This window comes from Sphingomonas lenta (assembly GCF_002288825.1).
Lineage (GTDB): Bacteria > Pseudomonadota > Alphaproteobacteria > Sphingomonadales > Sphingomonadaceae > Sphingomonas > Sphingomonas lenta.
The window spans coordinates 1-22,902 of the sequence record NZ_NSLI01000008.1 but is presented as its reverse complement, the minus strand read 5'-3'; the positions used below and the strand labels follow the sequence as shown (position 1 = coordinate 22,902).

Annotated in this window: 18 protein-coding genes; 10 read left to right on the top strand and 8 right to left on the bottom strand. The window is 69.1% G+C overall.

Translation table 11 applies throughout. The features are described from left to right. Positions 1-19: 19 nt before the first annotated feature. From CKY28_RS17760 to CKY28_RS17750, 3 genes are read left to right on the top strand one after another with little or no spacing between them, the layout of a single operon-like run. Positions 20-1,141 (top strand): glycosyltransferase family 4 protein, encoded by a 1,122-nt coding sequence (locus tag CKY28_RS17760; protein WP_095999738.1) that lies wholly within the window; start codon positions 20-22, stop codon positions 1,139-1,141. Continuing rightward, positions 1,120-2,253: a glycosyltransferase gene (locus CKY28_RS17755; RefSeq protein ID WP_095999737.1), complete on the top strand. Its 1,134-nt coding sequence runs from the start codon at positions 1,120-1,122 to the stop codon at positions 2,251-2,253. The genes CKY28_RS17760 and CKY28_RS17755 overlap by 22 nt, the downstream gene beginning before the upstream one ends. Continuing rightward, on the top strand, positions 2,250-3,413 hold the full coding sequence (locus CKY28_RS17750; RefSeq protein WP_095999736.1) for a glycosyltransferase family 4 protein: 1,164 nt from the start codon (positions 2,250-2,252) through the stop codon (positions 3,411-3,413). Before CKY28_RS17755 ends, CKY28_RS17750 begins: the two co-directional genes overlap by 4 nt. Here CKY28_RS17750 and CKY28_RS17745 read toward each other — a convergent pair. After that, the gene (locus CKY28_RS17745; RefSeq protein ID WP_141243997.1) at positions 3,380-4,489 is read right to left on the bottom strand and encodes a glycosyltransferase; all 1,110 of its coding nucleotides are present in this window, start codon (positions 4,487-4,489) and stop codon (positions 3,380-3,382) included. The genes CKY28_RS17750 and CKY28_RS17745 overlap by 34 nt on opposite strands. Before the next feature lie 100 nt (positions 4,490-4,589). Then, complete coding sequence (locus CKY28_RS17740) at positions 4,590-6,233, bottom strand: NHL repeat-containing protein (RefSeq protein ID WP_141243996.1); 1,644 nt, start codon at positions 6,231-6,233, stop codon at positions 4,590-4,592. A 387-nt stretch (positions 6,234-6,620) separates the two neighbouring features. Between CKY28_RS17740 and CKY28_RS17735 the strand changes: the two genes are divergently transcribed. Further along, entirely contained in the window at positions 6,621-7,067 is a 447-nt protein-coding gene (locus CKY28_RS17735) for a hypothetical protein (RefSeq protein WP_095999733.1), read from the top strand. Between the two features lie 5 nt (positions 7,068-7,072). Beyond that, positions 7,073-9,043: a M10 family metallopeptidase gene (locus CKY28_RS18430; RefSeq protein WP_176473183.1), complete on the top strand. Its 1,971-nt coding sequence runs from the start codon at positions 7,073-7,075 to the stop codon at positions 9,041-9,043. A 45-nt stretch (positions 9,044-9,088) separates the two neighbouring features. Here CKY28_RS18430 and CKY28_RS17725 read toward each other — a convergent pair whose 3' ends face one another. Further along, on the bottom strand, positions 9,089-9,346 hold the full coding sequence (locus CKY28_RS17725; protein WP_095999732.1) for a hypothetical protein: 258 nt from the start codon (positions 9,344-9,346) through the stop codon (positions 9,089-9,091). 147 nt (positions 9,347-9,493) lie between these two features. Between CKY28_RS17725 and CKY28_RS17715 the strand changes: the two genes are divergently transcribed. Both CKY28_RS17715 and CKY28_RS17710 read left to right on the top strand, forming a co-directional pair. Beyond that, complete coding sequence (locus CKY28_RS17715; RefSeq protein ID WP_217989616.1) at positions 9,494-11,386, top strand: DUF1800 domain-containing protein; 1,893 nt, start codon at positions 9,494-9,496, stop codon at positions 11,384-11,386. A gap of 6 nt (positions 11,387-11,392) precedes the next feature. Beyond that, positions 11,393-12,778 (top strand): DUF1501 domain-containing protein, encoded by a 1,386-nt coding sequence (locus CKY28_RS17710; protein WP_095999731.1) that lies wholly within the window; start codon positions 11,393-11,395, stop codon positions 12,776-12,778. A 33-nt stretch (positions 12,779-12,811) separates the two neighbouring features. Here CKY28_RS17710 and CKY28_RS17705 read toward each other — a convergent pair whose 3' ends face one another. From CKY28_RS17705 to CKY28_RS19185, 5 genes are all read right to left on the bottom strand, one after another. Further along, a complete protein-coding gene (locus CKY28_RS17705) occupies positions 12,812-17,041 on the bottom strand; it encodes a Calx-beta domain-containing protein (protein WP_095999730.1) in 4,230 nt (1,409 codons plus the stop codon). Between the two features lie 1,179 nt (positions 17,042-18,220). Further along, positions 18,221-18,346, bottom strand: coding sequence for a hypothetical protein (locus tag CKY28_RS19400; RefSeq protein ID WP_425442551.1), 126 nt, complete (start codon positions 18,344-18,346; stop codon positions 18,221-18,223). 258 nt (positions 18,347-18,604) lie between these two features. After that, positions 18,605-19,009: a hypothetical protein gene (locus CKY28_RS17695; RefSeq protein WP_095999728.1), complete on the bottom strand. Its 405-nt coding sequence runs from the start codon at positions 19,007-19,009 to the stop codon at positions 18,605-18,607. Positions 19,010-19,342: 333 nt separating this feature from the next. After that, positions 19,343-20,359: a phosphoribosyltransferase family protein gene (locus CKY28_RS17690; RefSeq protein ID WP_217989615.1), complete on the bottom strand. Its 1,017-nt coding sequence runs from the start codon at positions 20,357-20,359 to the stop codon at positions 19,343-19,345. 570 nt (positions 20,360-20,929) lie between these two features. Beyond that, positions 20,930-21,493, bottom strand: coding sequence for a recombinase family protein (locus CKY28_RS19185; RefSeq protein WP_095999726.1), 564 nt, complete (start codon positions 21,491-21,493; stop codon positions 20,930-20,932). Between the two features lie 240 nt (positions 21,494-21,733). Between CKY28_RS19185 and CKY28_RS17680 the strand changes: the two genes are divergently transcribed. The 3 genes from CKY28_RS17680 to CKY28_RS17670 all read left to right on the top strand — a co-directional run bounded on the left by CKY28_RS17680 (position 21,734) and on the right by CKY28_RS17670 (position 22,763). Continuing rightward, on the top strand, positions 21,734-22,027 hold the full coding sequence (locus CKY28_RS17680) for an AbrB/MazE/SpoVT family DNA-binding domain-containing protein (RefSeq protein WP_095999767.1): 294 nt from the start codon (positions 21,734-21,736) through the stop codon (positions 22,025-22,027). Then, positions 22,024-22,410 carry a type II toxin-antitoxin system VapC family toxin gene (locus CKY28_RS17675; protein WP_095999725.1) on the top strand — a complete coding sequence of 129 codons (387 nt, stop codon included), beginning with the start codon at positions 22,024-22,026 and terminating at the stop codon, positions 22,408-22,410. Before CKY28_RS17680 ends, CKY28_RS17675 begins: the two co-directional genes overlap by 4 nt. A 104-nt stretch (positions 22,411-22,514) precedes the next feature. Further along, entirely contained in the window at positions 22,515-22,763 is a 249-nt protein-coding gene (locus CKY28_RS17670; RefSeq protein ID WP_095999724.1) for a hypothetical protein, read from the top strand. Positions 22,764-22,902: the final 139 nt, after the last annotated feature.

The following is a 22,902-nucleotide window of genomic DNA, read 5'->3' as shown; positions in this document are numbered from 1 at the left end:
CGCCTGACGAATGGCGCGCATGACGAGGATCGGCGTGGCGGGGCTGCGCGGGATACCCGGGGTGATGGGCGGGATCGAGGCCCATGCCGAGGAGCTCTATCCGCGGTTGAAGGCGCTCAGGCCCGACGGCGACATCGCCGTCGCGATGCGCGCGCCCTATGTGGACCGAGACGCGCGGGAATGGCGGGGCGTCTCGCTCCTGCCTCTCTGGGCGGTCCGCAACAAATATCTGGAGACGATCGCGCACACGCTCTGGGCGGTCGCCTATCTCCGCTTCGCCCGGCGCTGCTCGGCGGTCCACCTCCACGCGATCGGTCCCGGGTTAGCGGTGCCGCTGGCGCGCGCGCTGGGCCTGCGCGTGCTGCTGACGCACCACGGCCGCGATTACGACCGGGCCAAGTGGAGCCGCCCCGCCAAGGCGCTGCTGCGGTTCGCCGAATGGGTGGCGGTGCGCCACGCGCACGAGGTCATCGTCGTGTCGGAGGACGTGACGACGGCGCTCCGCCGCCGGTTCCCCGGGAGCGCCGGCCGCATTCATTTCGTACCCAACGGCGCGAGCCTCACCTTCGCGCGAGCGTCGCGCGATCCCGACCCCGCCGTGCTGGCGGGGTTGGGTTTGGAGCCGGGCGGCTATGTGCTCGGCGTTGGTCGGCTGGTGCCGGAAAAGGGCTTCGACGACCTGATCGACGCGCACCGGGCGTCCGGCGACGGTCGCAAGCTCGTCATCGCCGGGCGTGCGGACCATGCGGACGCCTATGCCGGCCGCCTCCTCGAGCGCGCCGGGCCGCAGGTGGTCTTCGCGGGCTTCCAGCCGCACGAGGCGCTGCGCTCGCTCTACGCCGGCGCGTCCTTGTTCGTGCTGCCCTCCCACCACGAGGGGCTGCCGATCGCGGCGCTGGAGGCGCTGGCGATGGATACGCCCACGCTCCTGAGCGACATCGCCGCCAACCGGGAGATCGGCCTGCCCGCGTCCCACCATTTCCCCGTCGGATCGGTGGACGCGCTCGCGGCGAAGCTCCGCCTGCCGCCCGAAACCTTCGCGGTGGACGGGGCGGCGGTGCGCGAGCGCTACGACTGGGACAAGATCGCGGCCGAGACGGCGGCGATCATGGACCGGCTATGCGGCGCGGCGGCGCGGTGACACGGGTCCGCTTCCTCCTCAACTCGCTCGCGGGCGGCGGGGCGGAGCGCGTCATGCTGACGCTCCTCTCCGCGTCCCGGCCGCGCATGGCGGACGCACCCTTCGCGCTGGCGCTGCTCGACGACGATCCGGACGCGTACCGGGCGCCCGACTGGCTGCCCGTCGCGCGGCTGCGCACCGGCGGCTCGCTCGCGCGGGGGCTCGCCCGCGTGCTGGCGCTGGTCCGGCGCGAGCGGCCGGCGCTCATCGTCAGCTTCCTCACCCGGGCCAACATCATCGCGGTCGCGGCGGCGAGGCTGACCGGGCGGCGCGTGGTGATCAGCGAACGCGTCAACACCTCCGCGCACCTGAGCGGCAACCGGCTCGCCCGGCTGCTCGTCCGCGCGGCTTACCGCCACGCCGACCGCGTGGTCGCCGTGTCGGGCGGCGTGGCGGACGACCTCGCCGCCAATTACGGCGTCCGGCGCGAGCGCATCGTGACGATCGCCAACCCCGTCGACATCGACGCGATCGTCGCACGGGGGCGCGAGCCGGCCAAACTGCCGGTCGCGACGCCCTTCATCGCCGCCATGGGCCGGCTGACCGAGACCAAGAACATGGGCCTCCTCGTCGAGGCTTATGCCGAGTCGGGCGTCGACATGCCGCTCGTGATCCTGGGCGAAGGACCGGAGCGTGAAGCGTTGGAGGCTCGGGTCGCCGCGCTGGGGTTCGGCGGGCGCGTGCACCTGCTCGGCTTCCGGCCGAACCCGTTCGCCGTGCTGGCCCGCGCCGCGCTCTACGTCAGCGCGTCCAACGGCGAGGGCTTCCCCAACGCGCTGGTGGAGGCGATGGCGCTGGGCGTGCCCGTCCTCGCCACCAACTGCGCCTCCGGCCCGTCGGAGATCCTCGCCGACCGGCCGCGCCACGAGGTCCGGGGCACGCTGGCCACCGACTGGGGCACGCTGGTGCCCGTCGACGACCGCCAGGCGCTCGCGGCCGCGCTGCGCGACGCGGAGGCCTCGCCCGAGCGGCTCGCGGCGCAGGGCGAGGCGGGACGGCGGCGCGCGCAGGAGTTCGGCGTCGCCAGGGCGGTCGAGCGCTACTGGGCGACGTTCGACGCCGTTCTGCGATGACGGGGACGCAACGGCAGGCGATCCACGATCCGTCGTCCACTCCCCTCGCGGTGATCGGATTCCGCGGCGTGCCGCGGGTGATCGGCGGCGTGGAGACGCATTGCGAGCATCTCTACCCGGAGCTGGCGGCGGCCGCGCCCGACCTGGAGGTGACGCTGATCGGACGGCGGCGCTACATGGACCCGCACCGCGACCGGCTGGGCCCGGCGCGCTGCGTCGCGCTGCCGTCGCCGCCGCAGGACGCGCTCGAGACGCTGCTCCACACGCCGCTCGCCGTCCTGTACGCGCGCTGGCGGCTCCGCGCCGCGATCGTGCACCTCCACGGTATCGGGCCCGGCTTCTTCGCACCGCTGGCCCGGCTGCTCGGCATGCGGGCGGTGGTGACGCACCACGCTTCCGACTTCCAGCGTCCCAAATGGGGACGCGCCGCCCGCACGTTCCTGCGCCTGGGTGAGCGCTTCGCGGCCCGATTCGCCGACCGGGTGGTCTGCGTCAGCGCGGCGCTCGAGGCCGAGTTCCTGGGCCGTTATCCCGACGCGGCGGAGCGGACGGTCGTGATCCGCCACGGCCTGGCCCCGACGGACGCCGAGGCCGGGCGCGCATTCCTGGCGGCGCACGGCCTCGTCCATGGCGGCTACCTGCTCGCGGTCGGCCGGCTGGACGCGACCAAGCGCTTTGAGGATTTGATCGCGGCGCACGCCCGCGCGGGCGAGGGCGCGCTGCCGCTGGTCATCGTCGGAAGCTCGATCGGCGACCGCCGGTACGAGGAGCACCTCCATGCGACCGCCGGGCCGGGCGTGCGCTTCCTGGGCTTTCGCGCGGGCGACGAGCTATCCGCGCTCTACGCGCACGCGGCGCTGGTGCTGCAGGCGTCGGAGATGGAGGGGTTCGGGTTGGTGGTCCTGGAGGCGCTGGCGGCGGGCGCGCCCGTGGCGCTGTCCGACCTGTCCGCGCATCGCGAGTTCGGCCTGCCGCCCGAGCGCTACTTCCCCGTCGGCGACACGGACTCGATCGCGGACGTGATCGCCGCGACCGGCCCGCGCGAGGGTCCCTGGCCCGCGGCCGCGCCGATCGCGGCGCGCTACGACCCCGCCGCCGCGGTCGAGGCGCACCTGCGCATCTTTCGTCAGCTGGCGAACCGGTCGAACGCCGCCCAGTAGCGCTCCGCGATCCGTTCGGCGCGGAAATCCTCGATCCGCCTCCGCCCGGCCGCCGCCAGCCGCGCGCGCAAGCCCGGGTCGGCCATCCGCCCTATCGCGTCCGCCAGCCCGTCGCGGTCGCCGTCGCGCACCACGAGGCCGAACGGCGCCTCCGCCACCTCACCCGGAGCCCCCGCCTCAGAGCCCAGGAGCTCGGCCGGACCCGACGGGCAGTCGGTGGCGACCACGGGCACGCCCAGCGCCATCGCCTCGGCGATCGCGTTGGGGAAGCCCTCGTTGTGCGAGGCGGACACCAGGAACTCGGCGCGCGCCATGACCGCGAACGGGTCGGCCACGAAGCCCGCAAAGCGGATCCGCTCCCCCAGCCCCGCCGCCGCAGCCTGCGCCTCGAAGCGCGCGCGGTCGGGCCCCTCCCCCAGCACGACCAGCGGCAGCGGCGGGTCGGCGCGGGCGTAGGCGTCGATCAGCAGCGCGAAGCCCTTCGCGGCGACCAGCCGGCCGACCGCGACAATGAACGCGGGCGGCAGCGCGATCGAGGGCGCGCGCGCGCCTCCCGCGACGATCCGGTCGACGTCGTAGGGGTTCTCGATCGTCAGCACGCGGCCCGCGGGCATGCCGAACCGCTCGACCAGGTCGCGCCGCACGCCCTCCGAGACCGCGAGCATGAGGTCGGCGCGCCGGTAGAGCCGCCGGGCGAGCAGGCGGAGCGCCCGGAGCTTCGCGCCCCGGTAGCGCCCGGCCAGGTGTGAGGACAGGTGCATGCGCTCGCACAGCACCGCGCGCGCGCCGGCGGCCGGCGCCGCGAGCGCGGTCGCCATGTTGGCGCGCACAAGCAAGCTGACGACCAGCACCGGCCGCAGGCGGCGCAGCAGCTGGCGGAGCTGGACGACGCTCCGGAGCAGGCCGCCCCGCGCGTCGAGCCGGTGCCGTCCGTCGAGCATCGGCAGCGCGCGCATCTCCGGCTCGCGGTCGAGCAGCGCCAGGTGCAGCTCGTAGCGGCCCCGCCGGTCGCCGGCGGCGTCGAGGATGCGGCCCAGCGCGCGCTCCGCGCCGCCGCTCCCGATCGAGTTGATCACGAACAGAATCCGCGGCCTGGGGCGCGGCTCGGGGCCTGGGCGGTCGTCCACCCCCGGCCCTCTGCCACGCCCGTGCGCCGCGGTCACGCTGCGGCGTCAGTCACCAGGGCGTGTCCTCGAATTTGAGCATCGACAGCGCGAAGTTGGCGACGCCCGAGAGCTGGATCATCGCGTCGTCGACGAAGCCGTCCGGGCTCGAGTCGGTGAAGCGGATGAACGTGTCGCCGTTGAACACGTCGATCCTGACCCGGTCGGCGGCGTAGCCCGCGATGTGCAGCGTATCGTTCGCCACGTCGAAGTCGGTGATCGTGTCGACCCCGTCGCCCGCCGCATAATAGAGCCGGTCGGACCCCAGGCCGGTGGTGACGACGTCGCCGCCCAGCGCGTTCAGGTCGACCAGCGTCTTCACGACTGCGCCGTCGATCGCCAGCGCCTCGAACCCGTCGCCGAACTGCTGCTTGTCGCTCAGCGTCGTCGCGGCGAGCACGGCCTTCTTGGCGGCGAGGTCGATCTTGTACGTCGCGCCCGTGACGCGGTCGACCGCCCAGAGCGTGCCCGCGCTGTCGAACGACATGCCCTCGATCGCCGAGTTCTTGTCGAGGCCGGCGATCTTGTGCGCGGCGATCGTCTTGCCCGTCGCGCGGTCGATCTCATAGACGATCGTGCCTTTGACGCCGAGCTCCGCCAGGCCGAACACGCGCCCCGACGCGTCGATCGCGAGCGCGCCGATCTTGCAGTCCAGCGTGTCGTTCCCCAGCGTCTTGATCGCGCCGGTCTTGGTGTCGACCTGCAGGAAGTCGCCGTTCACGGCCAGGTACAGGTTCCCCGCCGCGTCGAACGCCATGTCCTGCAGCTCGGCGTGGAGGTTGTTGCAGTTGAGCTTGATGTAGGTCGTCTTGGCGGTCAGCGGGTCGATCTTCACCAACGCGTCGAGGATGCCGAACTTGCTCGCGAAGCCGTAGAGCTGGCCGTCCTTGGGATTGAGGCTGAGCGACTCGATCTCCAGCCCGGTGATGGGCAGCCAGCCGATCTGCAGCTTCACCTCGCCTACCGCGGTCGCGGCGCCGGTGGCCAGGTCGATCTTGTAGAGCACGCTCGCGCAGCCGCCCTTGGCGGTCGAGCCGCCCACGGCGTAGCCGAAGCCCTTGGGCGGCGCCGTCGCCAGCACCTGCTCGACCGCGCCGTCGTCCGTGCCCGCGATCACCCACTCGTTGCTCTCGTAGCCGAACAACCGGTCGTCGCCCGCGCCGAGGTCCACATAGGCATTGCCGCCCACGCCCGAGTTGGTGAGCAGCAGGCCGGGCTTGTTGACCGCCTCCAAATAGGTCCGGTCGCCCGCCGCGAGCTGCGCCTGGACATCGAGCCCGGACAGCTTGACGAGGTCGTCGCCCGCGCCGGTCGCGACCCGGAAATCGTCCACCCAGCTCGAATTGACGTCGGACACCATCTGGATGTCGACCTTGTCGTCGCCCAGCCCGGTGATCACGTTGGCGCGCTTGGCGCCGACCAGCATCAGCGACGTGGCCGCGACGTCGTCCACGCCGATCTGCGCGTCGACATGGACGAAGCCGTCCAGGACGACCGACTGCGCGGTGTCGGACAGCAGCTGGACGTTCTTCACCTTATTCCAGGTGAAGAGGTAATCGAACGTGTCCGTGCCCGACGCATCGGTCCGTGCGGCGACTTGGTTGGCGAAGATCTTGCCCGACCAAGTCTCGCGCTCGAACGCGGTGAAGACTTGCACGGGTCCGGTGAATTCCGGCTTGGGTCCGGGGAGTCGTGACACGTCGATCGCCGCGAATCCCGGCGTCGAACCCCTCGCGATGTACCAGGCTTCTTCGGTCCCGCTTATTCCGAAAGAGATTTTCAGCTCGCCCATTTCTTTCCCCGTCCCAAACGACTCGGGGGAATTTAGCGGACGGTGCTATCCTCGATCAATTTCCGTACACGCTTTGTTTACTATAGCCGATACCGTTTCGGGACAGTTACGACTATGTTGTTCAGCCACAATGCTTTGCGCCCCATGCAGGACAACCGTCGCGCCGAATCCAGACAGTGTTTGACAAAGCCGCGGAAGCGGGTGATTCCAACATCCTAGATGGTTGATCCTGCGGCAACGATCGTGCCGTCGGTGCACGCCCTGGCCCTGGCCGTCGGCGTCCCGGCGCAGTTGCCCGCGCCGTTCTGGCGCGGGGTGGAGACGCTCGCGATCGAGTGCGCGCTCCCCTCCGAGCTCGTCCCCTGCGCCGATCTCGTGCGCGAGGTGCGCCGCGGCGCGCCGATGGCGGTGGCCGCCTGGCCGACGGGCGCCGGCGGGCGGGAGCTCACGGGAACGGTGATCCTGTCGGTCGCCCTCGCCGCCGACGGGCCGGAGCGGGCGCTGACGCTCTCGGCGCGCCGCGCCGCCGCTTTCGACGAGAGCCAGGGCGAGCTGCTGCCGCGCCGCTTCGCGTGGTGTGCGCCCGCCGGACGCAGGGCCTGCGCCGCGGCGGTCGCGCGCGCCCTGGACCAGGTCCTGCCGTGGCGCGCGCGCCGCGGCTTCGACATATTGCCGATCACCAAAGGGGAGAAGTTATGAGTGGTATGACCTCCATCATCGGTCCCGCCGAGCGCGACTGGCCGGGCGACCGCGGCGAAACCGTCGACGCGCAGTCGCTCGACCCGCAGGCGGGCGGCGCGTATCGCGGCAAGCCGATCTGGGACGTCGGCACCGTGTCCGAGAACCTGAACCGCACGGGCTGGGACTGGTACACCAACAATTACGGCGCGTTGGGCGGGAGCGACACCAACCTGACCTTCGCCTTCTGGAACAGCTTCCGCGAGCTGGCGAACAGCTACTACCTGAACGAGGACGGCACCGTCGGCTTCTCCGAAGTCAACATCAATACTTTCTCCACCTTCACCAACGGCCAGCGCGCCGTCGCGCGCCAGAGCATCGCGCTGTGGGACGACCTGATCGGCATCTCGATCACGGAGCGGACGGACGGCGCGGCCAACGCGGACATCACCTTCGCCAATACGGACACGGGCGGCGCGCAGGCCTACGCCTACCTCCCGTTCGGCGACATCCTGGACGAGACCTACTCCGAGCTCTACGGCCCGTGGCAGGTCGGCAAGCTGTCGGGCGACGTATGGATCGACGGGTTCGTGTCGTCCAACTTCACGCCGCTCGCCGACAGCTACTACGCCAAGACCACCATGGTCCACGAGCTCGGCCACTCGCTCGGGCTAAGCCATCCGGGCGATTACGACGCGCTCGACGATGACGACGGCGACGGCGAGCCCGATCCCATCACCTACCGCAACGACGCATCCTATGCGCAGGACTCGGCGCAATACAGCATCATGAGCTACTTCGATGCGTACGAGACGGGCGCGCAGCACATCGACTGGTCGCTCTTGAACTTCGCCTACGCCGCGACGCCGCTCGTCCACGACATCGCCGCGATTCAGGCGATCTACGGCGCGGACACGACCACCCGGACCGGCAACACCGTGTACGGCTTCAACTCGACCGCCAACCGCGCCGAGTACGACTTCAGCAAGAACGCGCGGCCGATCGTGTCCATCTGGGACGCGGGCGGCACCGACACGATCGACTTCTCCGGCTGGAACACGCCGTCGACGATCGACCTCAATCCCGGCGCCTTCTCGTCCGGCGGCGGCATCGAGCAGTTCCTGACGCTGGAGCAGATCAACGCCAACCGCGCGGCGGCCGGCCTCGCGCCGCGCACCCAAGCGGTGTTCGACGCCTATCAGGCGCTGAAGGCGACCTATGACATCGAGAGTCCGCTGTTCAAGGACAACATCTCGATCGCATATGGTGCCACGATTGAGAACGCGGTGGGCGGCGGCGGCAACGACCGCATCATCGGCAACTCGGTCGCGAACGTGCTCAGCGGCAAGGGTGGAGCCGACCTGTTCGAGCTCCGGACTGCCGGCACGTCGGGGGCGGACCGCATCGCAGACTGGAGCCGGTCGGACGCGCTCGCCACCACCAAGGCAATCAGCGACGGTAACGGCGACGGCATCATCACCTTCTCCTCGAACCGGGCGCTCGCGCTCGACACCGACGGCGATTCGGTGCTGCTGGCCGGGTCGCGGGGCCTGCGTTACCTGGGCTCCGCGGACGGGCTATTCTTCTATGCCGAGCGCGGGGCGCGGCCGGTAGCCGGGACCGGGCAGCGCGTCAGCGAAGGAACGGTGGGCGACGACACCATGAATGGGTCGACGAGCGCCTCGACGACCGACGTGTTCTTCTTCGACACGGGCAACGCGGCGCCGACCACGGGTAACGACACGGTGCGCTTCACCTCGCGCGACCTGCTGGTCACCACCACCGCCATCGCCGACGGCAACGGCGACGGGATCATCTCGTTCTCGGGCGGCGTGCTCGATCTGTCTGGTAACGGCGGCACGGTGGCGCTCTCCGACGGCGCGTCCGGCTTGTCGCAGCTCGAGTTCGACGGCAGCGTGGTGCGCAACGGCGTCACTTACTACGTCTACAGCGCGCTCGGGTCCGACGTCGGCTTGGCCGACCTGCGCGTCGGCTGACGCCTCAGCGCTTCGGGGCCGGGCCATCCCGCCCGGCCCCGAACGTCAGCGCCGGCGCCGGCGCCGCCAGAAGCGCCACCAGGCCGGCCGCGCATGCAGGTCCAGCCCCCGCGCGTGCGCCGCGCGGATGAGGTCGCGCGCCAGCGAGCGGAGCTGGCGGTCGTTCATCGTGACCTCCACCACGTCGAAATCCCGTTCGCGATAGGCGTCGGCCGACCGGACGAGCTGCAGCGCGAGCACGACGCCGTGCTCCACCTCCGACCGCTTCCATCCGGCCAACGCCCCGATCGATTGCTTCGCCACGTCCGCCTCCAGTCCCGATCGCCCCGTTCCCGGCCGGGCCATCGCCGGAGAGACGGTCAGCGAAACAAGTCCTTAACCATGTTCCCGGCAGAAGCGAGCGTGAAGGCGCCGCGACAGGTGCGGCCGCCGCCTTGAGGTTTGCTTCCGATGACCCAGCACGCCGGCGCGGCGCGCGAAGAACTGCCCGCCGAGAACGGAACGGGCGCGCCGCCGGCCGGCATGTCCGCCGCCGCAGCGGGGCTGCTACTCGCGGCGTGCGGCGACTCGGGCGGCGAGGCAGGGAGCGCCGCCGCGAGCGCGCCCGTCACCGTTGTCCCGGCGCCGACGCCGGTCGCGACGCCCGCCCCCGTGGCGCCCCCCACGCCCGCGCCGCTGCCGAGCCCGACGCCCACTCCGACCCCCACGCCGTCGCCTACTCCGTCGCCCACTCCCACACCAACGCCATCGCCTTCGCCGAGCCCGACGCCCTCGCCCACCCCGACCCCCACTCCCTCCCAACCGTCGGAGCCGGTGAACGTCGTCCGCGCGCCCGTCACCGAAACGGAGGCCGCCCGCTTCCTCCTCCAGGCGACGATGGGCGCGACACGGGCCGAGATCGACCGCGTCGTGGCGCTCGGCTTCGAGGGCTGGATCGACGAACAGCTCACCACGCCCCGGCTTGGCAGCCACTGGGATTGGCTGATCGGGGCGAACTACGCCGCCGAATTCTACCGGCAGACCAACTGGGGGTGGGATAACACCTGCTGGCGCCAGCTCATCGCCGGCCCCGACCAGCTGCGGCAGCGGATGGGGGTCGCGCTGCTCGACTTCCTCGTCGTCGGCATGGAGGGCTTGGGCGTGCAGTGGCGCGGGCTGGCCATGGGTGCCTACGCCGACGTGCTCCTCGACAACGCGCTGGGCAACTACCGCACGTTGCTGGGCGCCGTCACCGGCAACGTCGCCATGGGGTCCTTCCTCACCTATCTCGGCAACCGGAAAGCCAATCCCAAGACGGGCGCGATGCCCGACGAGAACTACGCGCGCGAGCTGATGCAGCTCTTCACGATCGGGCTCCACCAGCTCAACATGGACGGCACGCCCAAGCTCGGCGGCGGCCAGCCGATCGAGACCTACACCTCCGAGGACGTGTCGCAGCTCGCGCGGGTGATGACGGGCATGGTGCAGGCGCCGGGCGTCGCCGCGCCCCACCGGCTGCGCGAGCCGCTCGTGATGGACGAAGGGCTGCACGAGGCGGGGCCGTCGACCTTTTTAGGGACCACTGTCAGCGGTCCGGGCGCCACCGCAATCGCCGCGGCGCTCGACGCCTTGTTCCACCACCCCAACGTGCCGCCCTTCATCGCCGGCAACCTGATCAAGCGGCTCACGACCAGCAATCCGTCGCCGCATTACATCGAGCGGGTCGCCCGCGTGTTCGCCGACAACGGCAAGGGCGTGCGCGGCGATCTGGCCGCGGTAGCGCGCGCGATCCTGCTCGACCCGGAGGTGCGCGGCGCGCAAGCGCTGGCGAACCGGGCGGCGGGCCGACTGCGCGACCCAGTGCACCGCTTCACCGGTTGGGCGCGCGCCTTCCAAGCCCGCTCCAACGGCGACCGTTGGAACATCGGCAACACCTCGGCGCCGCACAACAAGCTCGGCCACGGCGTGGGGCACGCGCCGTCGGTCTTCGGGTGGTTCCGTCCGGGCTACACGCCGCCCAACACCAGCCTCAGCGCTGCCAAGCTGACCGCGCCCGAGTTCCAGGCGGTCAACGAGCAGACGGTGCTCGCCTTTATGAACTTCATGTACACCGCCGTGTCCTCGGGCGCGGGCGACCTATCGGCCGACTATTCGGCGATCCTGGCTAAGGCGACGGACGCCAAGGCGTTGGTGGCGGAGGTCAACCTCCTGCTCACCGCCGGCCAGCTGCCGCCCGCCACCGTGTCGCGCATCGAGCAGGTGGTCGAGGGCATCGGGCTCGCCAAGTCGGACGGGCCGATCAACCGCGTCGGCGTCTCGATCATGTTAACACTAGCCACCCCCGACGCCCTCGTCCTCAGGTAAACCCCCATGCACATCGATCAGCAGCTCTCCCGCCGCGCCTTTCTGACCCGGGGCGCCCAGCTCGCGCTCGCGGGCACGGCGGCCCCGTTCGTCGGTAGCCTGGGCTGGATCGGCGAGGCCGCGGCGGCGACCGCCACCGACTACAAAGCGCTGGTGTGCGTCTTCCTCTACGGCGGCAACGACTACGCCAACACGCTGCCGCCCTATGACGCGGCGGGCCACGCGCTGTACCAGAGATACCGTCCCACGCTCGCGCTGGGGCGCGACGCTTTAGCCGCTACGGCGCTCCGGCCCGACCAGGCGCTGCCTGACGGCCGGGAGTACGCGCTCGCGCCCGCGCTCAGTCCCCTGCTGCCGCTGTTCGACGGGGGGAAGATGGCGATAGTGCTGAACGTCGGCACGCTAGAGCAGCCGCTCACCAAGGCGCAGTACGTCGCCAGGTCCGCGCCGATCCCGCCCAAGCTGTTCAGCCACAACGACCAGCAGAGCTTCTTTCAGGCGTCGAACCCCGAAGGCGCGGAGACCGGCTGGGGCGGCCGCATCGGCGACATGGTCTATGCCGGCAACGGCGCGGCGGCGCTGACCTGCATCAACGCCAGCGGCAACGCGGTGTACGTGTCGGGCCGCCAGGCGATCCCCTACACGATTGGCGGCGCTGGCCCCGTGTCGCTGCTCCGCGAGAGCCGGACGCTGTACGGCTCTGCCACCGCCGCTCAAACGCTGCGCCAGCTGATGACGGAAGGCGGCCAGACGCTGTTCGCCGACGACTATTCGGCTACCGTGAGGCGCGCGCTCGACACCTATGGCCGCGTCAACGGCGCGCTCGCGGGGGCGCCGGCGGACAACTTCCCGCTCTTCCCCGCGGGGGAGACCCTGGCCGACCAGCTCAAGCTCGTCGCGCGGCTGATCTCCGCCTCGGCCGATCTCGGCGTCAAGCGGCAGGTTTTCTTCGTCTCGTTGGGCGGCTGGGACCACCACGACAGCTTGTTGACCAAGCATCCGGCGCAGCTCGCCCGCGTCGCCGCCGCGATGCGCGCCTTTTACGACACCACCATGTCGCTGGGCGTGGCGGACAAGGTCACGACCTTCACCGCGTCCGACTTCGGCCGTACCTTGAGCTCGAACGGCGACGGCTCCGACCATGGCTGGGGCGCGATGCACTGGGTGATGGGCGGCGCGGTCAAGGGCCGCCGCTTTTACGGCCGCGCGCCCCAGATCGGCAGCAACACCTCCGACGACGTCGGCGCGGGCCGGCTCCTGCCCTCGACGTCGGTGGACCAGTACGCCGCGACGCTGGCGTCGTGGTTCGGCGTCGCCGACGGCGACCTGACGACCGTGCTGCCCAATCTGGGCAACTGGGACCGGTCGGGCTGGAACCTCGGATTCGTCTGATCCGTCGGCCCCGACCGGCCCCGCCATGCCGGCTCAGCCGCCGAACGTGGGATCGTCGACCAAGCTGTAGCGGTGATAGGTGACGCCGTTCGCGGCGACCGTGCCGTCGAACCGCAGGGTCCGGACCTGTTCGCCCGCCGCGCCGAAGATCGCGACGCTGCCCAGATCGCCCGACCCGTCCGACAAATCGAAGCGTCCGTCCGTTCCGAACTCGATTACGCCGTCGCCGTCCTCGTCGAACAGGGCGACGGTGGTGACGAGCCGGTCGTTCGCGTCGAACCGCTCGATCCGGTCGTCGCCCAGGTCGATCCCGAGCGCCGTGTCGTAGAAGAAGTCCTCCACGCGCGCGCCGTTCGCCGCACCGGCGAGCACGTCGTCGCCCAGCGTCCCCTCGAACGCACCGCTCGGCCGCACCCGGGCGTCCGCGTAGACGAACACGCCGTCGCACGCCTCGCCCAGGAAGCGGAGCGACCCGACGCCCGGCAGCGCCACGGTGTCGCCGCCGTTTTGGCCGTCCAGCCCCAGCCGGTTGTCGCGGCCGAAAGTGACGACGCCGTCGCGGTTGCCGTCGAACAGCGCCCGGCTGGTCGCCAGCACGTCGTTCCGCCCGAAGTTCGTGATCCGGTCGCGGCCGCTCGCCGCCTCCACGTCGAAGAAGAAGGTGTTGGCGGCGGCGAACCCCGTCAGCACCTCGTTCGCCGCCGCGGAGCCGTCCACCGTGCCCTCGCGGTCCAGCACGGGGCAGCCCGGGTTTGCGGCGGGGATCACCAGGCGCGCGACGACGGGGTCGTGGTCCGCCGCGAAGCCGTCGCGGTTGATGTGGACGACGTCCACCGCCGCGCCCGACGACAGCGCGTTCGTGACCAGGACATGGTCGAGCTGCTGCGCGTTGCCCTCGAACACGTAGCTGTAGCGCTCATTTTCCGGCAGGAGCTCGGTCAGGTTCCGGAGCTCCGCCGCGCCGCCGGACGACAGGGTCGCGCCGTCGAGCTCGAGCACGCCGGTGAGCACGCCGAGCGGCTCCTCGAACTGGAACTCGTTCAGGTCGCCCGCGACGACGATCCGCGCGCCGGCGTCGGCGGCGAGCCGCGCCTCCACATAGTCGTTCACCACGTCCGCCTGCTGCGCGCGCCGGACCTCGCCGCCCGCGACGGACGGCTGGACCGAACCGTAGAGCGGGCTCGATCCGCCCTTGGAGGTGAAGTGGTTGCCGACCACCGTCACCCGCTCGCCGTTGAACAGGAAATCGCCGACCAGCGGCGGCCGCGCGGCGTAGAAGGGGTTGGCGGGATCGTTCGCCTGGGCCGCCGGGTCGACCAGGGTCGCGACCGACGCCTCGTCCAGGTCGACCCGGTCCTGCCGATAGAGGAACGCCACGCGGATGTTGCCGCCCGGCTCGCCGCCGCTCCGGTCGTCGGTGATGAATGGGTTGTCCTGGAAGCTGTAGCGGATCCCGCTCGCAGCGAAGATCCGGTCGGAGAGCAGGGACAGCGTGCCGTTCGCCGAAACGACGTCCGAGTTCACGGAACCGTCGTCGTCCTGCACCTCCTGGAGCACGATGACGTCCGGCAAGTTGAGGTTGGTCGCGATGTCGAACGCGATCGCGTCGAAGCGGCCGCTCGCCACGTCCGCGTCGCCGTCGCCGTCGTTCGGGTCGAGGTTGAGCACGTTGTAGCTCGCCAGCAGCAGCGCGTCGTCCGCGCCCGCGAGCGCGGTCGTCTCCTGCGTCGGCGCGGCCGTCTTCGCCACGGTCACGGACGCGGTCAGCACTTCGTAATTGCCGAAGCTGTAGGAGAGGATGCCCGTGACGTCGGCCAGCACCGTGCCCGTCGCCACGTCCGCCAGGTCGCCGGACAACCCGTCGATCTGGATGCGCTCCGGATTGAAGTCGGAGCCGGCGAGCTGGTTCACCACGCCCAGGCCGCCCTCGCCGCCGCGCACGACGGGCAGGCCGTCCGCCGACAGGTTGGTGCCGAGCAGGTCCGCGCCGTCGCGGCTGGCGAGCGTCCAGATCTCGCCGAAGCCGTTGGTGGGCTGGATCACGACCGGGTCCTGCACGGTGACGCGCATGCCCTCCAGACTCTCGTAGAAGTCGACGCCGTCGGTCGCGGGATTGAAGCTCGAGAAGCCGTCGTCCTCGATGATCGTGGTCGGCGGCGCGAGGCCGTCAGGGCCGATCAGCGCGGCGCCGGGCAGCGCGTTGCCGGTGCTCACCACTTCCAGCGCGGCGCTCGGCGCGATCTGCGTGACCGTGAGGTTCAGCGGGTCGGCGCCGGGCCGGAACTCGCCCACCTCGCCCGTGACGCGGACGAGGTTGCCCACCGTCGCCGCCGCGCCGGGCGCAGTGCGGGTGAAGACGAAGATGCCCTCGGACGTAGCGCGCGACGCGTCCGGGTTCGGCTCCTGGATGTAGAAGCCGTTGCCGACCACCTGGGTGACGACGCCGGAGGTGACCACCGCCTGGCCTTCATAGGCCGAACGGTGCCCCGCGCCCTGGATCTCGTGGATGCGGAGCGTCGCGATGTCGTCGCTGACGATCGTGCCGGTAGCGGTCGCGTCGGCGATGTCCGCGCCACCCGTCGCGTCCGCGAGCTGGACGGTGAAGGTCTCGTCCGGCTCGCTCGCCGTGTCGCCGACGACCTGGATGGCGATCGTCCGCTCGTCCTCGCCGTCCGCGAAGGTCAGCGTGCCGCCCGTCGGTCCCGACAGGTCCGCCGCGTCCGCCCGGCCGGAACCGGAGCCGAACGCGACCGAATAGCCGACGGTCGCCGTGCCATCCGTGCCGCCGGCGCGCCGGACGGTGAACTCGATCGTCGACGTGCCGCCATTCCCCTCCATGACGTTCGCGTCGCCTACCCGGAACGAGCCGTTCGGGTTAGGCGCGGCGAAGTCTTGCCCCGCGTTGATCGAGCCGAAGCTGGACGCGCTGGCGGCGGTCCAGGTGAAATCGCCCTCCTCCGATCCGGCGCCCTTCAGCTGCAGCGAATGCGTGTTCGGCTCCGAGCCGGTCTGTGCGACGCCGATGTCCTCGCTCGTCAGGCCCTGGGCAGGGCCGCTCGTCGCGGCGAAGACACCTTCATAAGAGAGAAATTGGACGACGTTGTTCGACGCGTTGACCAGCGCGAGGCCGTCCGGCGCGCCGTTCTGGATGCCGGGCGTCGGGAAGGATAGTGCGCCGAAGCCGTTGTCTTCGTCGTCGATCGTGCCCGACAAATTAATCGTCTGATAGTCGCCGCCGCCATTGCCGTTGTAGAGCACCAGCTTCCAGCCGGTCAGGTCGAGCCCGGCCGTGCCCGCAATCTCTACCGCCTCGTTGCTGTCAGCCCCAGCAGGATCATAAAGCAGTTCATTTATGAACGCCGTGCCGCCCGCGGCCGCGCTGTCGTCGTTGGTGATCGTGCCGGTCGCGGCCGCGTCGTCCAGCGTCGCGCCGCCCTCCGGCGCGCTCAGGGTGACGGTGAACGCCTCGTCCGCCTCGACGGCGGTGTCGCCGGCGACGCGCACGGTCACCGTCGCCTCGTCGACGCCGTCGGCGAAGCTGACGATCCCGGTGAGCGGCTGGCCCGCCGCCAGATCGCCCGCGTCCGCGCCGCCCGCGGGAAAGCCGATCGTATAAGTCGCCGACACCGCGCCCGCGGTGCCGCCCGTGCGCGACACGGTGAAGACGAGGTCGGTCTCGCCGGCGTCGCCCTCGACGACTGACGCGTCGGCGATCGAGAGCCGGCCGGGCTGCGGCGCGGCGCCGAACGTCTGGCCCTGGTTCACCTCGCCCGGCGTGTCGTCGGCCGGCGCCTGCCAGGTGAAGCCTTCATAGGTCGTGCCCGCGCCCGCGAGGCGCAGCGAGAAGCCGGCGGGCGTGCCGTTCGATTCGCCAACGCCGACGTCCGTGCTGGTGAGGCCGGCGGCGGGCCCGCCCGCCGCGCCGGCCGCCGCCGTGATCACGCCCTCATAGGACAGGAACTGCACGACCTCGTTCGCCGCGTTCACCAGCGCGAAGCCGTCATTGGCGCCGTTCTGGAGGCCGTCGACCGGCAGCGCGAAGGACAGCGCGCCGAAGCCGCTGCCGCCCTCGTCGTCGATCACGCCCGACAGCGCGAGCGTGCGATAGGGTACCGCCGCGGTCGGCGCGTTGCTGCCGTTGTAGAAGACGACGGACCAGCCGGCGAGGCTGGTGCCCGCCGGACCCGCGATCTCGATGAACTCGCCGGCGTCGGTGCCGGCGTTGTCGTAATGGAACTCGTTCACGAAGACGCTGGTCGGCATGGTTCACGCTGCTCCCTGTAGGCCGGGTGGCGACAACGCCCCGGCTCTTGATCGGCCAGCGATTAGGTCGGGCGGGTGACAGTTCAATGACCCGATGCGGCCGGCGCGCGAAAAGGCCGCGTCAATTCGGGACGGGGTGTCGGAAGGGTGCGCGCTAGATCGCCGCGGAAGCTGGAGCAGGTGAAGGGAACACGCCACCACCGTCGCTAGCTCAGGGTACGCGGGTGATCTGCTAAGTCGATCCGAGCGAGTGCTCGACGATGTGGGTGCCGGCCGAAACTGTCGATCCTCGCCTGGCAAATGGCTTCGTGCCACCCGCCGACCCGCCCCCGGCGAGTCCTGCGCCGACAGACATGGCTCCACGTTGTCGGTCCAAGCATTCCAATTCCTCCAAGCGGACGCCCGACTCCCGCTAAGCACAGCGGTCAGACATGAATGGTGAGGGCCGCACGGACGTGAGCGAGCAGCCGGTGGACGGCAACTTGCTAGCCGTGCTCGTGCGGATCTAGCTTATAGGCTCCGGAGAAGTTCCGACCGGAACTTCAGCTTCGGAAGCCAGCGGCAGGGGCGAGCGGGACATGGCGGTTTTGCCCGGCCGCGTCCGGTTCGACGCCCGTCCTCTTTGCAGGATAGCCTTGCGTGAAACGGGGCATCGCACGAGGGAACGTGATAACTGACTTCGAGAACGATGTCCGGAAGTCGCTGAGGAACGCCGAGCTCCAGTCCATCATGAAACAGGCGGACCCGCCGCGGCGGAGCGGGATTTCGCGACTGCCCAGGCCAAGCTCAGCGACGCTCAAGTAGCCGTACGGAAGTGCGACGGCGTGTCCGCGCGCAAGTTTGGCAGGATCATGGCTGGCGAGCCTCGGCGTGAGCCTCGTCGTAGACTTGGCCGGTGGATGACAACTCTCGGAGAGGTGCTACCGAACTGGAGTGCACCGGTCGCGGGTGTTCGCGCTCGTCTGGCTGACGACGTACCTCGCCTCGGCCGTCCTCGCATAGGAGGCGATCTTTTTCGCGTGGCGGTGCCCGAAGCGCCGAAGGCTGATCAAGGAGCAGGAAGTATTCGCATCCGCCACGGCCGGTCGCGACGCGGCCGCGGTGGTGCGCCGGGACGGCTCGATAAGCGTGGTGCGTGAGCACGGCACCGAGATGGCGAACCGCAGCACCGTCCCGGTCTTAGCGGAGAGGCTGATGATCGCGTCCGATCCCGAGCCCGGCGTGGGCGTCCACGCGCTCAACATCGCTCATGTCGTTTCCGCCGCGGCCCGCCAACCGGTTCGCGCCGGCATCGCCCGTGAGCACGTCGTCGAACGCAGAGCCGATCAGGATCTCGATGCCGTCGAACCGGTCCTGATCGGCCTCGATCACGCCCTCACCAAGCCCCAGATCGCGCTCTAGCGCGTCGAGCCAGTAATCTTCAATTTCGAATTAGCCTTGCGCGTTCGGGTGCAACCCGTTGTCCGTCGGCGGCGCGGAGCTGTCGGCGGTCGTTCACCAGCGCATGTCGACAAAGTGGACGGTGCGCCCCGCCGCTGCCAGCTCGGCAATCAGCGCAACATTTTACCAACGTAATCGTCGACACGCGCCGCCCGAGTCGCCGGCTGCTGCCCGACGCGGACCGTCGGCACGGAGGCGACGCACAGGGCGATGTCCCGAGCGGCGTCCGTAATGCTGATGATCAGCGCGCAGGTCGGCGAATATAGTCGTCGAACTGTCCCTGGCGCTGTCGTAGGTGACTGCCATTAGCAGGACGGCGTCGGGCCAATGCGTCCTGATCGTCTGCGCGTCGATGCCATTCAGCTGGTTGACCGTCCAGCCGCGCCGGCCCTCATGGTCGAGGTCGATGCGGTCCGGCCTGTCGCGCAGCGAGCCCACCATATCCACCGCGACGTCCAGGGCGCCTAAACGCTCCTGCATGTACGTCCGGTAGCCGCCGCTCTCCGTATCGGTGGAGCTGCCGATCACGCCGCGCGTGATCGAGTCGCCAAAGAATAGAATGCGAAATAGCTTACACGCTCAGCCTGCCAGTTTTGATTCTCATTGCGCGAGCCGCGTCAGCGTGACTCACCGTGTCGTTACTACCGCTTCAACGGAACTGTCGGCACTCGAGGTGTTAAATTAAACCGAGCTGGGATTATGGCCACGACCCCTCTCCTTGGATGCGCGCATACGGGGTATAGCACGCAAACTGGCGCGCATAGGATGACTGAACCGCTCAAGTCCGTCACAAATCGCCTCAGTTGAAGAGCGGGAGTCCTCAATCGGTGGAACGGAATCGGTCGCGTTAGCGGTTTCGCGTTACGACGAAACCTTTGCTCTCCATCTCGTCCGACGAAGCTTGTTTGCTATGTTGTCGCCTAGCAATCGCCGTATAGCCCGCTTCAGTGAACGCCGCCACCCGCGCCGCTCGCTCGACGACTGTTCCCGCAGCCGTATTGCTCGGCGGCGCATACGCTCGCTGTGATTCAAGTGCGTCTCGGGCAACACTAAGCTCTGCGTCTCGATGCTGAGCACCGGCTTGCCGGACAGCCGCGCGATTTCGACCGCCTGCCGATCCTCACTTTCGACGAAAAGCTGCGCGTCGACGTGCCGGTAAACTTCTGCCTTGAACGCGCCGTGGGCGTTCAGGCGACGGCGCTCTTCGGCTGTGGGAGCGTTGAGCATCCACAACTTACCGTAAGAGATTTCGTTAGCGGCCAACCAGGCTTCGGTCTCGGGACGGTAGCGTTCCAAACGGCTAGTCACCAAGTGCGCGACCCTGCGCCCCGGCAGGAATAGCGGGCGTGCCGAGCTTAGAAAGGCTGCATACTTCGACCCGTCGTCGTTCTCGTCAGCTGTTGGATCTAAGCAGAGCACGCCGTCGATGTCGAAGCAGCAACGCTCTAAGATAACGTGGTTCATGATGTTCCACTGAAACACTCGCGGCTCCGGTACCCGCTCCATAACGATGTCCAGCTCAACTACGTCCTTCTCCGGCCCGTATACCGTGACAAACAAACAGCGGTCCAACAGGCCGGCCGCCGCGATTTTCGAACGCGCTTCCCGCATCGCTGCGCCGGTGCGGGTGCTGTCGTCCACGATAAGGACGCATTTGAACGCGTGCGCGGGCCAGTCAAAACTCTCCTTACGACGCGTTTTGCCCGATGACAGAATCCGACCTTCCAGGTACCCGTCCAGGTCAGCAAGCGGTAGGTTCAGCGCGAGGCTGATCAGATTGGCTGCGAGCAGGCCGCTTCGCGGGATACCGACAACAAGGTCGACTTCGCGCGGCAGCAAGCCGACATAGCCCTGGATCGTGCGGTTCAGATCGTCCATTGATCGGTAATGCACGAATTCCCCCATCGTTGTTCCGCCTGTCGCGCGTTCTAGAAGAAACGCCAGATCAGTCCAACGGCTTGCAGGATTTCTTTCTCTATTGACAGAGTCGAGTGGGTGGCACGTCGTCCTCATATCGCGAGCTGAGGTGCCGGATGCGCCATCAACCGAGTCGGCTGTCACAGAACCGCTGCCGACCGACGTGCCTCCTGCCTGACTTCTTCCATAGCCATCTGATCTAAAAAACCGATGCAAGCGGCGAGTTACAGCAGCCCGGAATGCGCAGGTCCGCGCCGCTGTGATGCAACACCGACGTCTACGTCAGATCTGTTTTGGTTTTCCGTGGTCACCCCGCGGCACGCGCCCGATGCCGGTCGCGCACCAGATTGCTGCGTCGCACCGGGCGAGCGCCACGCCGCGCGAGATGCGGTCGAGCCGCAGTTGGAGAAGATCATCGATCTCCTTCGACGCTCGACGTGCGAGCTTCCCCGCCGGACGTCGCTAGTCCTGCTATGATGGGTCAACAAGGAGGTGCAGCGGCTCAAGCGAGCCTGGCGCTAAAACCCGGCTCTACTTAGCCCCGCTCACGATTTCGGGCACGACGCGGTATACCGATGACCTCGAGATGCCGAGCTTGCGCGCGATAGCCGCCGGCCCGAGCTTCTCTTGCGTGTGCAACCGCCTAATCTCGGCAGCGTCGATCGTGGGCGGCCGACCCTTGTACACGTCCCGCGCGCGAGCGGCGGCTATGCCCTCCATCTGCCGCTCGCGGCGCAGGTTCGTCTCGAACTCGGCGAACACGCCCAGCATGTCGAGAAACGCCTTGCCAGCCGCCGTGCTCGTGTCGATCGGCTGCTCGGTCGCCTTCAGCGCCACTCCCCTGCCCTTCAGCTCGTGCACGATGTTCTGGAGATCGCGCAGCGAGCGCGCGAGCCGGTCCACGCGGGTCACGACCAGCGTGTCGCCCTCACGCAGGAATTGGAGCAACAGGTCGAGCTCGGCCCTACCCTCGAGCTTGGTGCCGGTGCGCTTCTCCGACCGGATCACCTGACAGCCGGCCGCGCGGAGTGCTTGCTCCTGGATCGAGTAGTCCTGATCGGTCGCGGACACGCGCGCGTAGCCATATACGGCCATGTTGATCCCTAACTGTCCCGTGTGGATCTAAACGCAGGACAGCTAGCGTCCGACAATGTCGCGAGCAATCCTAATCGGACGTGAGTAGCAGCTCCGGGTACCCGTCCCGCTTGGGTATACCCTAAATGACGTCTATTCAACGGCTCTGCCCGACCAAGTGCCAGCTAAGCTACTTGCGACACATCGCCGCAAATGTCACTGCCGGCTTTTGTACCACTTACCACGCGAGAGTTGGTCTACATGACGATTACGATGGACATCAGGGTGGCCGAGAATGGCCGTATGATCCTGCCCCAGTCGGTCCGGAAGGCGATGGGTCTTCAGGGCGAGGCCAAGGTCATCCTGACGCTAGAGAACGACGAGGTCAGGCTGACGCCCATCGGGCATGGGGTCGCTCGCGCGCGGGCGCTCTTTCGTCAGCATGCCAAGGTTGAGCGCACCACCGAGCAGTTCCTTGATGACAGGCGAGAGGAAGCGGCTCGCGATGTGGGTGACGCAACCGATGCGTCAGAGGGCGCGGGGGAGAAGGCGTGACATCGGCGGTGCTGGACGCGTCCGCCGTGCTGGCGCTGGTTCGCGACGAGCCGGGCGGCGACAAGGTGGCCCCGCATGTCGGGCGAGCGGCGATCTCGGCGGTGAACCTCCAGGAGGTCGTGAAGGAACTCATGCTGAGCGGTCTCGAGCAGCCCGTCATCCGCGAACTCCTGGCCGAGCTAAGGCTGGACGTGCACACTCATGATGCAGACGCCGCCTTTGCGGCCGCAGCGCTGCATGAGCATACCAAAGAGTTCGGCCGCGGGCTGGGCGATCGCTCCTGCATGGCCCTGGCGATCACGCTCGGCGTGCCGGCCATCACCGCCGACCGGGAATGGCGCAAGGTGAAGGTGGACGGGCTTAAGCTGGAGCACCTCCGGTGAACGGAGCGGAAGCGGCGAGCGCGCAGGCGCTCGAACAAGGGCGGGGGCTGGTCGAGGTGTAGCTTCGGCATGTCCGCCGGCTGCGAGGGGCGCTCCTTGCTGCGTTGGCGTTCACGGTCGCGTTGCTCGTGGTGATCGTGCCATGGGCGGTGTGGGTGTTCCGCATCACCGGAAACCCCACCCCTGCGCAGCGCGAGGCCGTGGGACCGGTGCTCGTGAGCGGCGGCCTGCTTCTCGGGACCGCATCTGGCGGGCTCACCTTGGCGCTGCTCCGGCTCCAGCCGCAGGTTATGTTGCTGGAGCTCCGGCGAGAGCTCCTCCGTGGGGACCAGGGCGAGGAGAATAGCATCTGAACGTCCGCAATGGGTGGAAAGCGGACGCTCGTTGTGATCATCTGGGGCCAATGAGCGCGTGGCAAGTCTTCGGACGGCGAAACCTTGCGGTGGTGCTGGGCGGCGTCGCCTGCCTCGCAGCAGCTATATACCTTTACGA

Bases quoted from the DNA above. Each gene is read 5' to 3' on its own strand.
- CKY28_RS17705 (WP_095999730.1), bottom strand. From the start codon at position 17,041: ATGCCGACCAGCGTCTTCGTGAACGAGTTCCATTACGACAACGCCGGC.
- CKY28_RS17680 (WP_095999767.1), top strand. From the start codon at position 21,734: ATGACGATTACGATGGACATCAGGGTGGCCGAGAATGGCCGTATGATC.
- CKY28_RS17690 (WP_217989615.1), bottom strand. From the start codon at position 20,359: ATGGACGATCTGAACCGCACGATCCAGGGCTATGTCGGCTTGCTGCCG.
- CKY28_RS17760 (WP_095999738.1), top strand. From the start codon at position 20: ATGACGAGGATCGGCGTGGCGGGGCTGCGCGGGATACCCGGGGTGATG.
- CKY28_RS17710 (WP_095999731.1), top strand. From the start codon at position 11,393: ATGCACATCGATCAGCAGCTCTCCCGCCGCGCCTTTCTGACCCGGGGC.
- CKY28_RS17755 (WP_095999737.1), top strand. From the start codon at position 1,120: ATGCGGCGCGGCGGCGCGGTGACACGGGTCCGCTTCCTCCTCAACTCG.
- CKY28_RS18430 (WP_176473183.1), top strand. From the start codon at position 7,073: ATGACCTCCATCATCGGTCCCGCCGAGCGCGACTGGCCGGGCGACCGC.
- CKY28_RS19185 (WP_095999726.1), bottom strand. From the start codon at position 21,493: ATGGCCGTATATGGCTACGCGCGCGTGTCCGCGACCGATCAGGACTAC.
- CKY28_RS17715 (WP_217989616.1), top strand. From the start codon at position 9,494: ATGACCCAGCACGCCGGCGCGGCGCGCGAAGAACTGCCCGCCGAGAAC.
- CKY28_RS17750 (WP_095999736.1), top strand. From the start codon at position 2,250: ATGACGGGGACGCAACGGCAGGCGATCCACGATCCGTCGTCCACTCCC.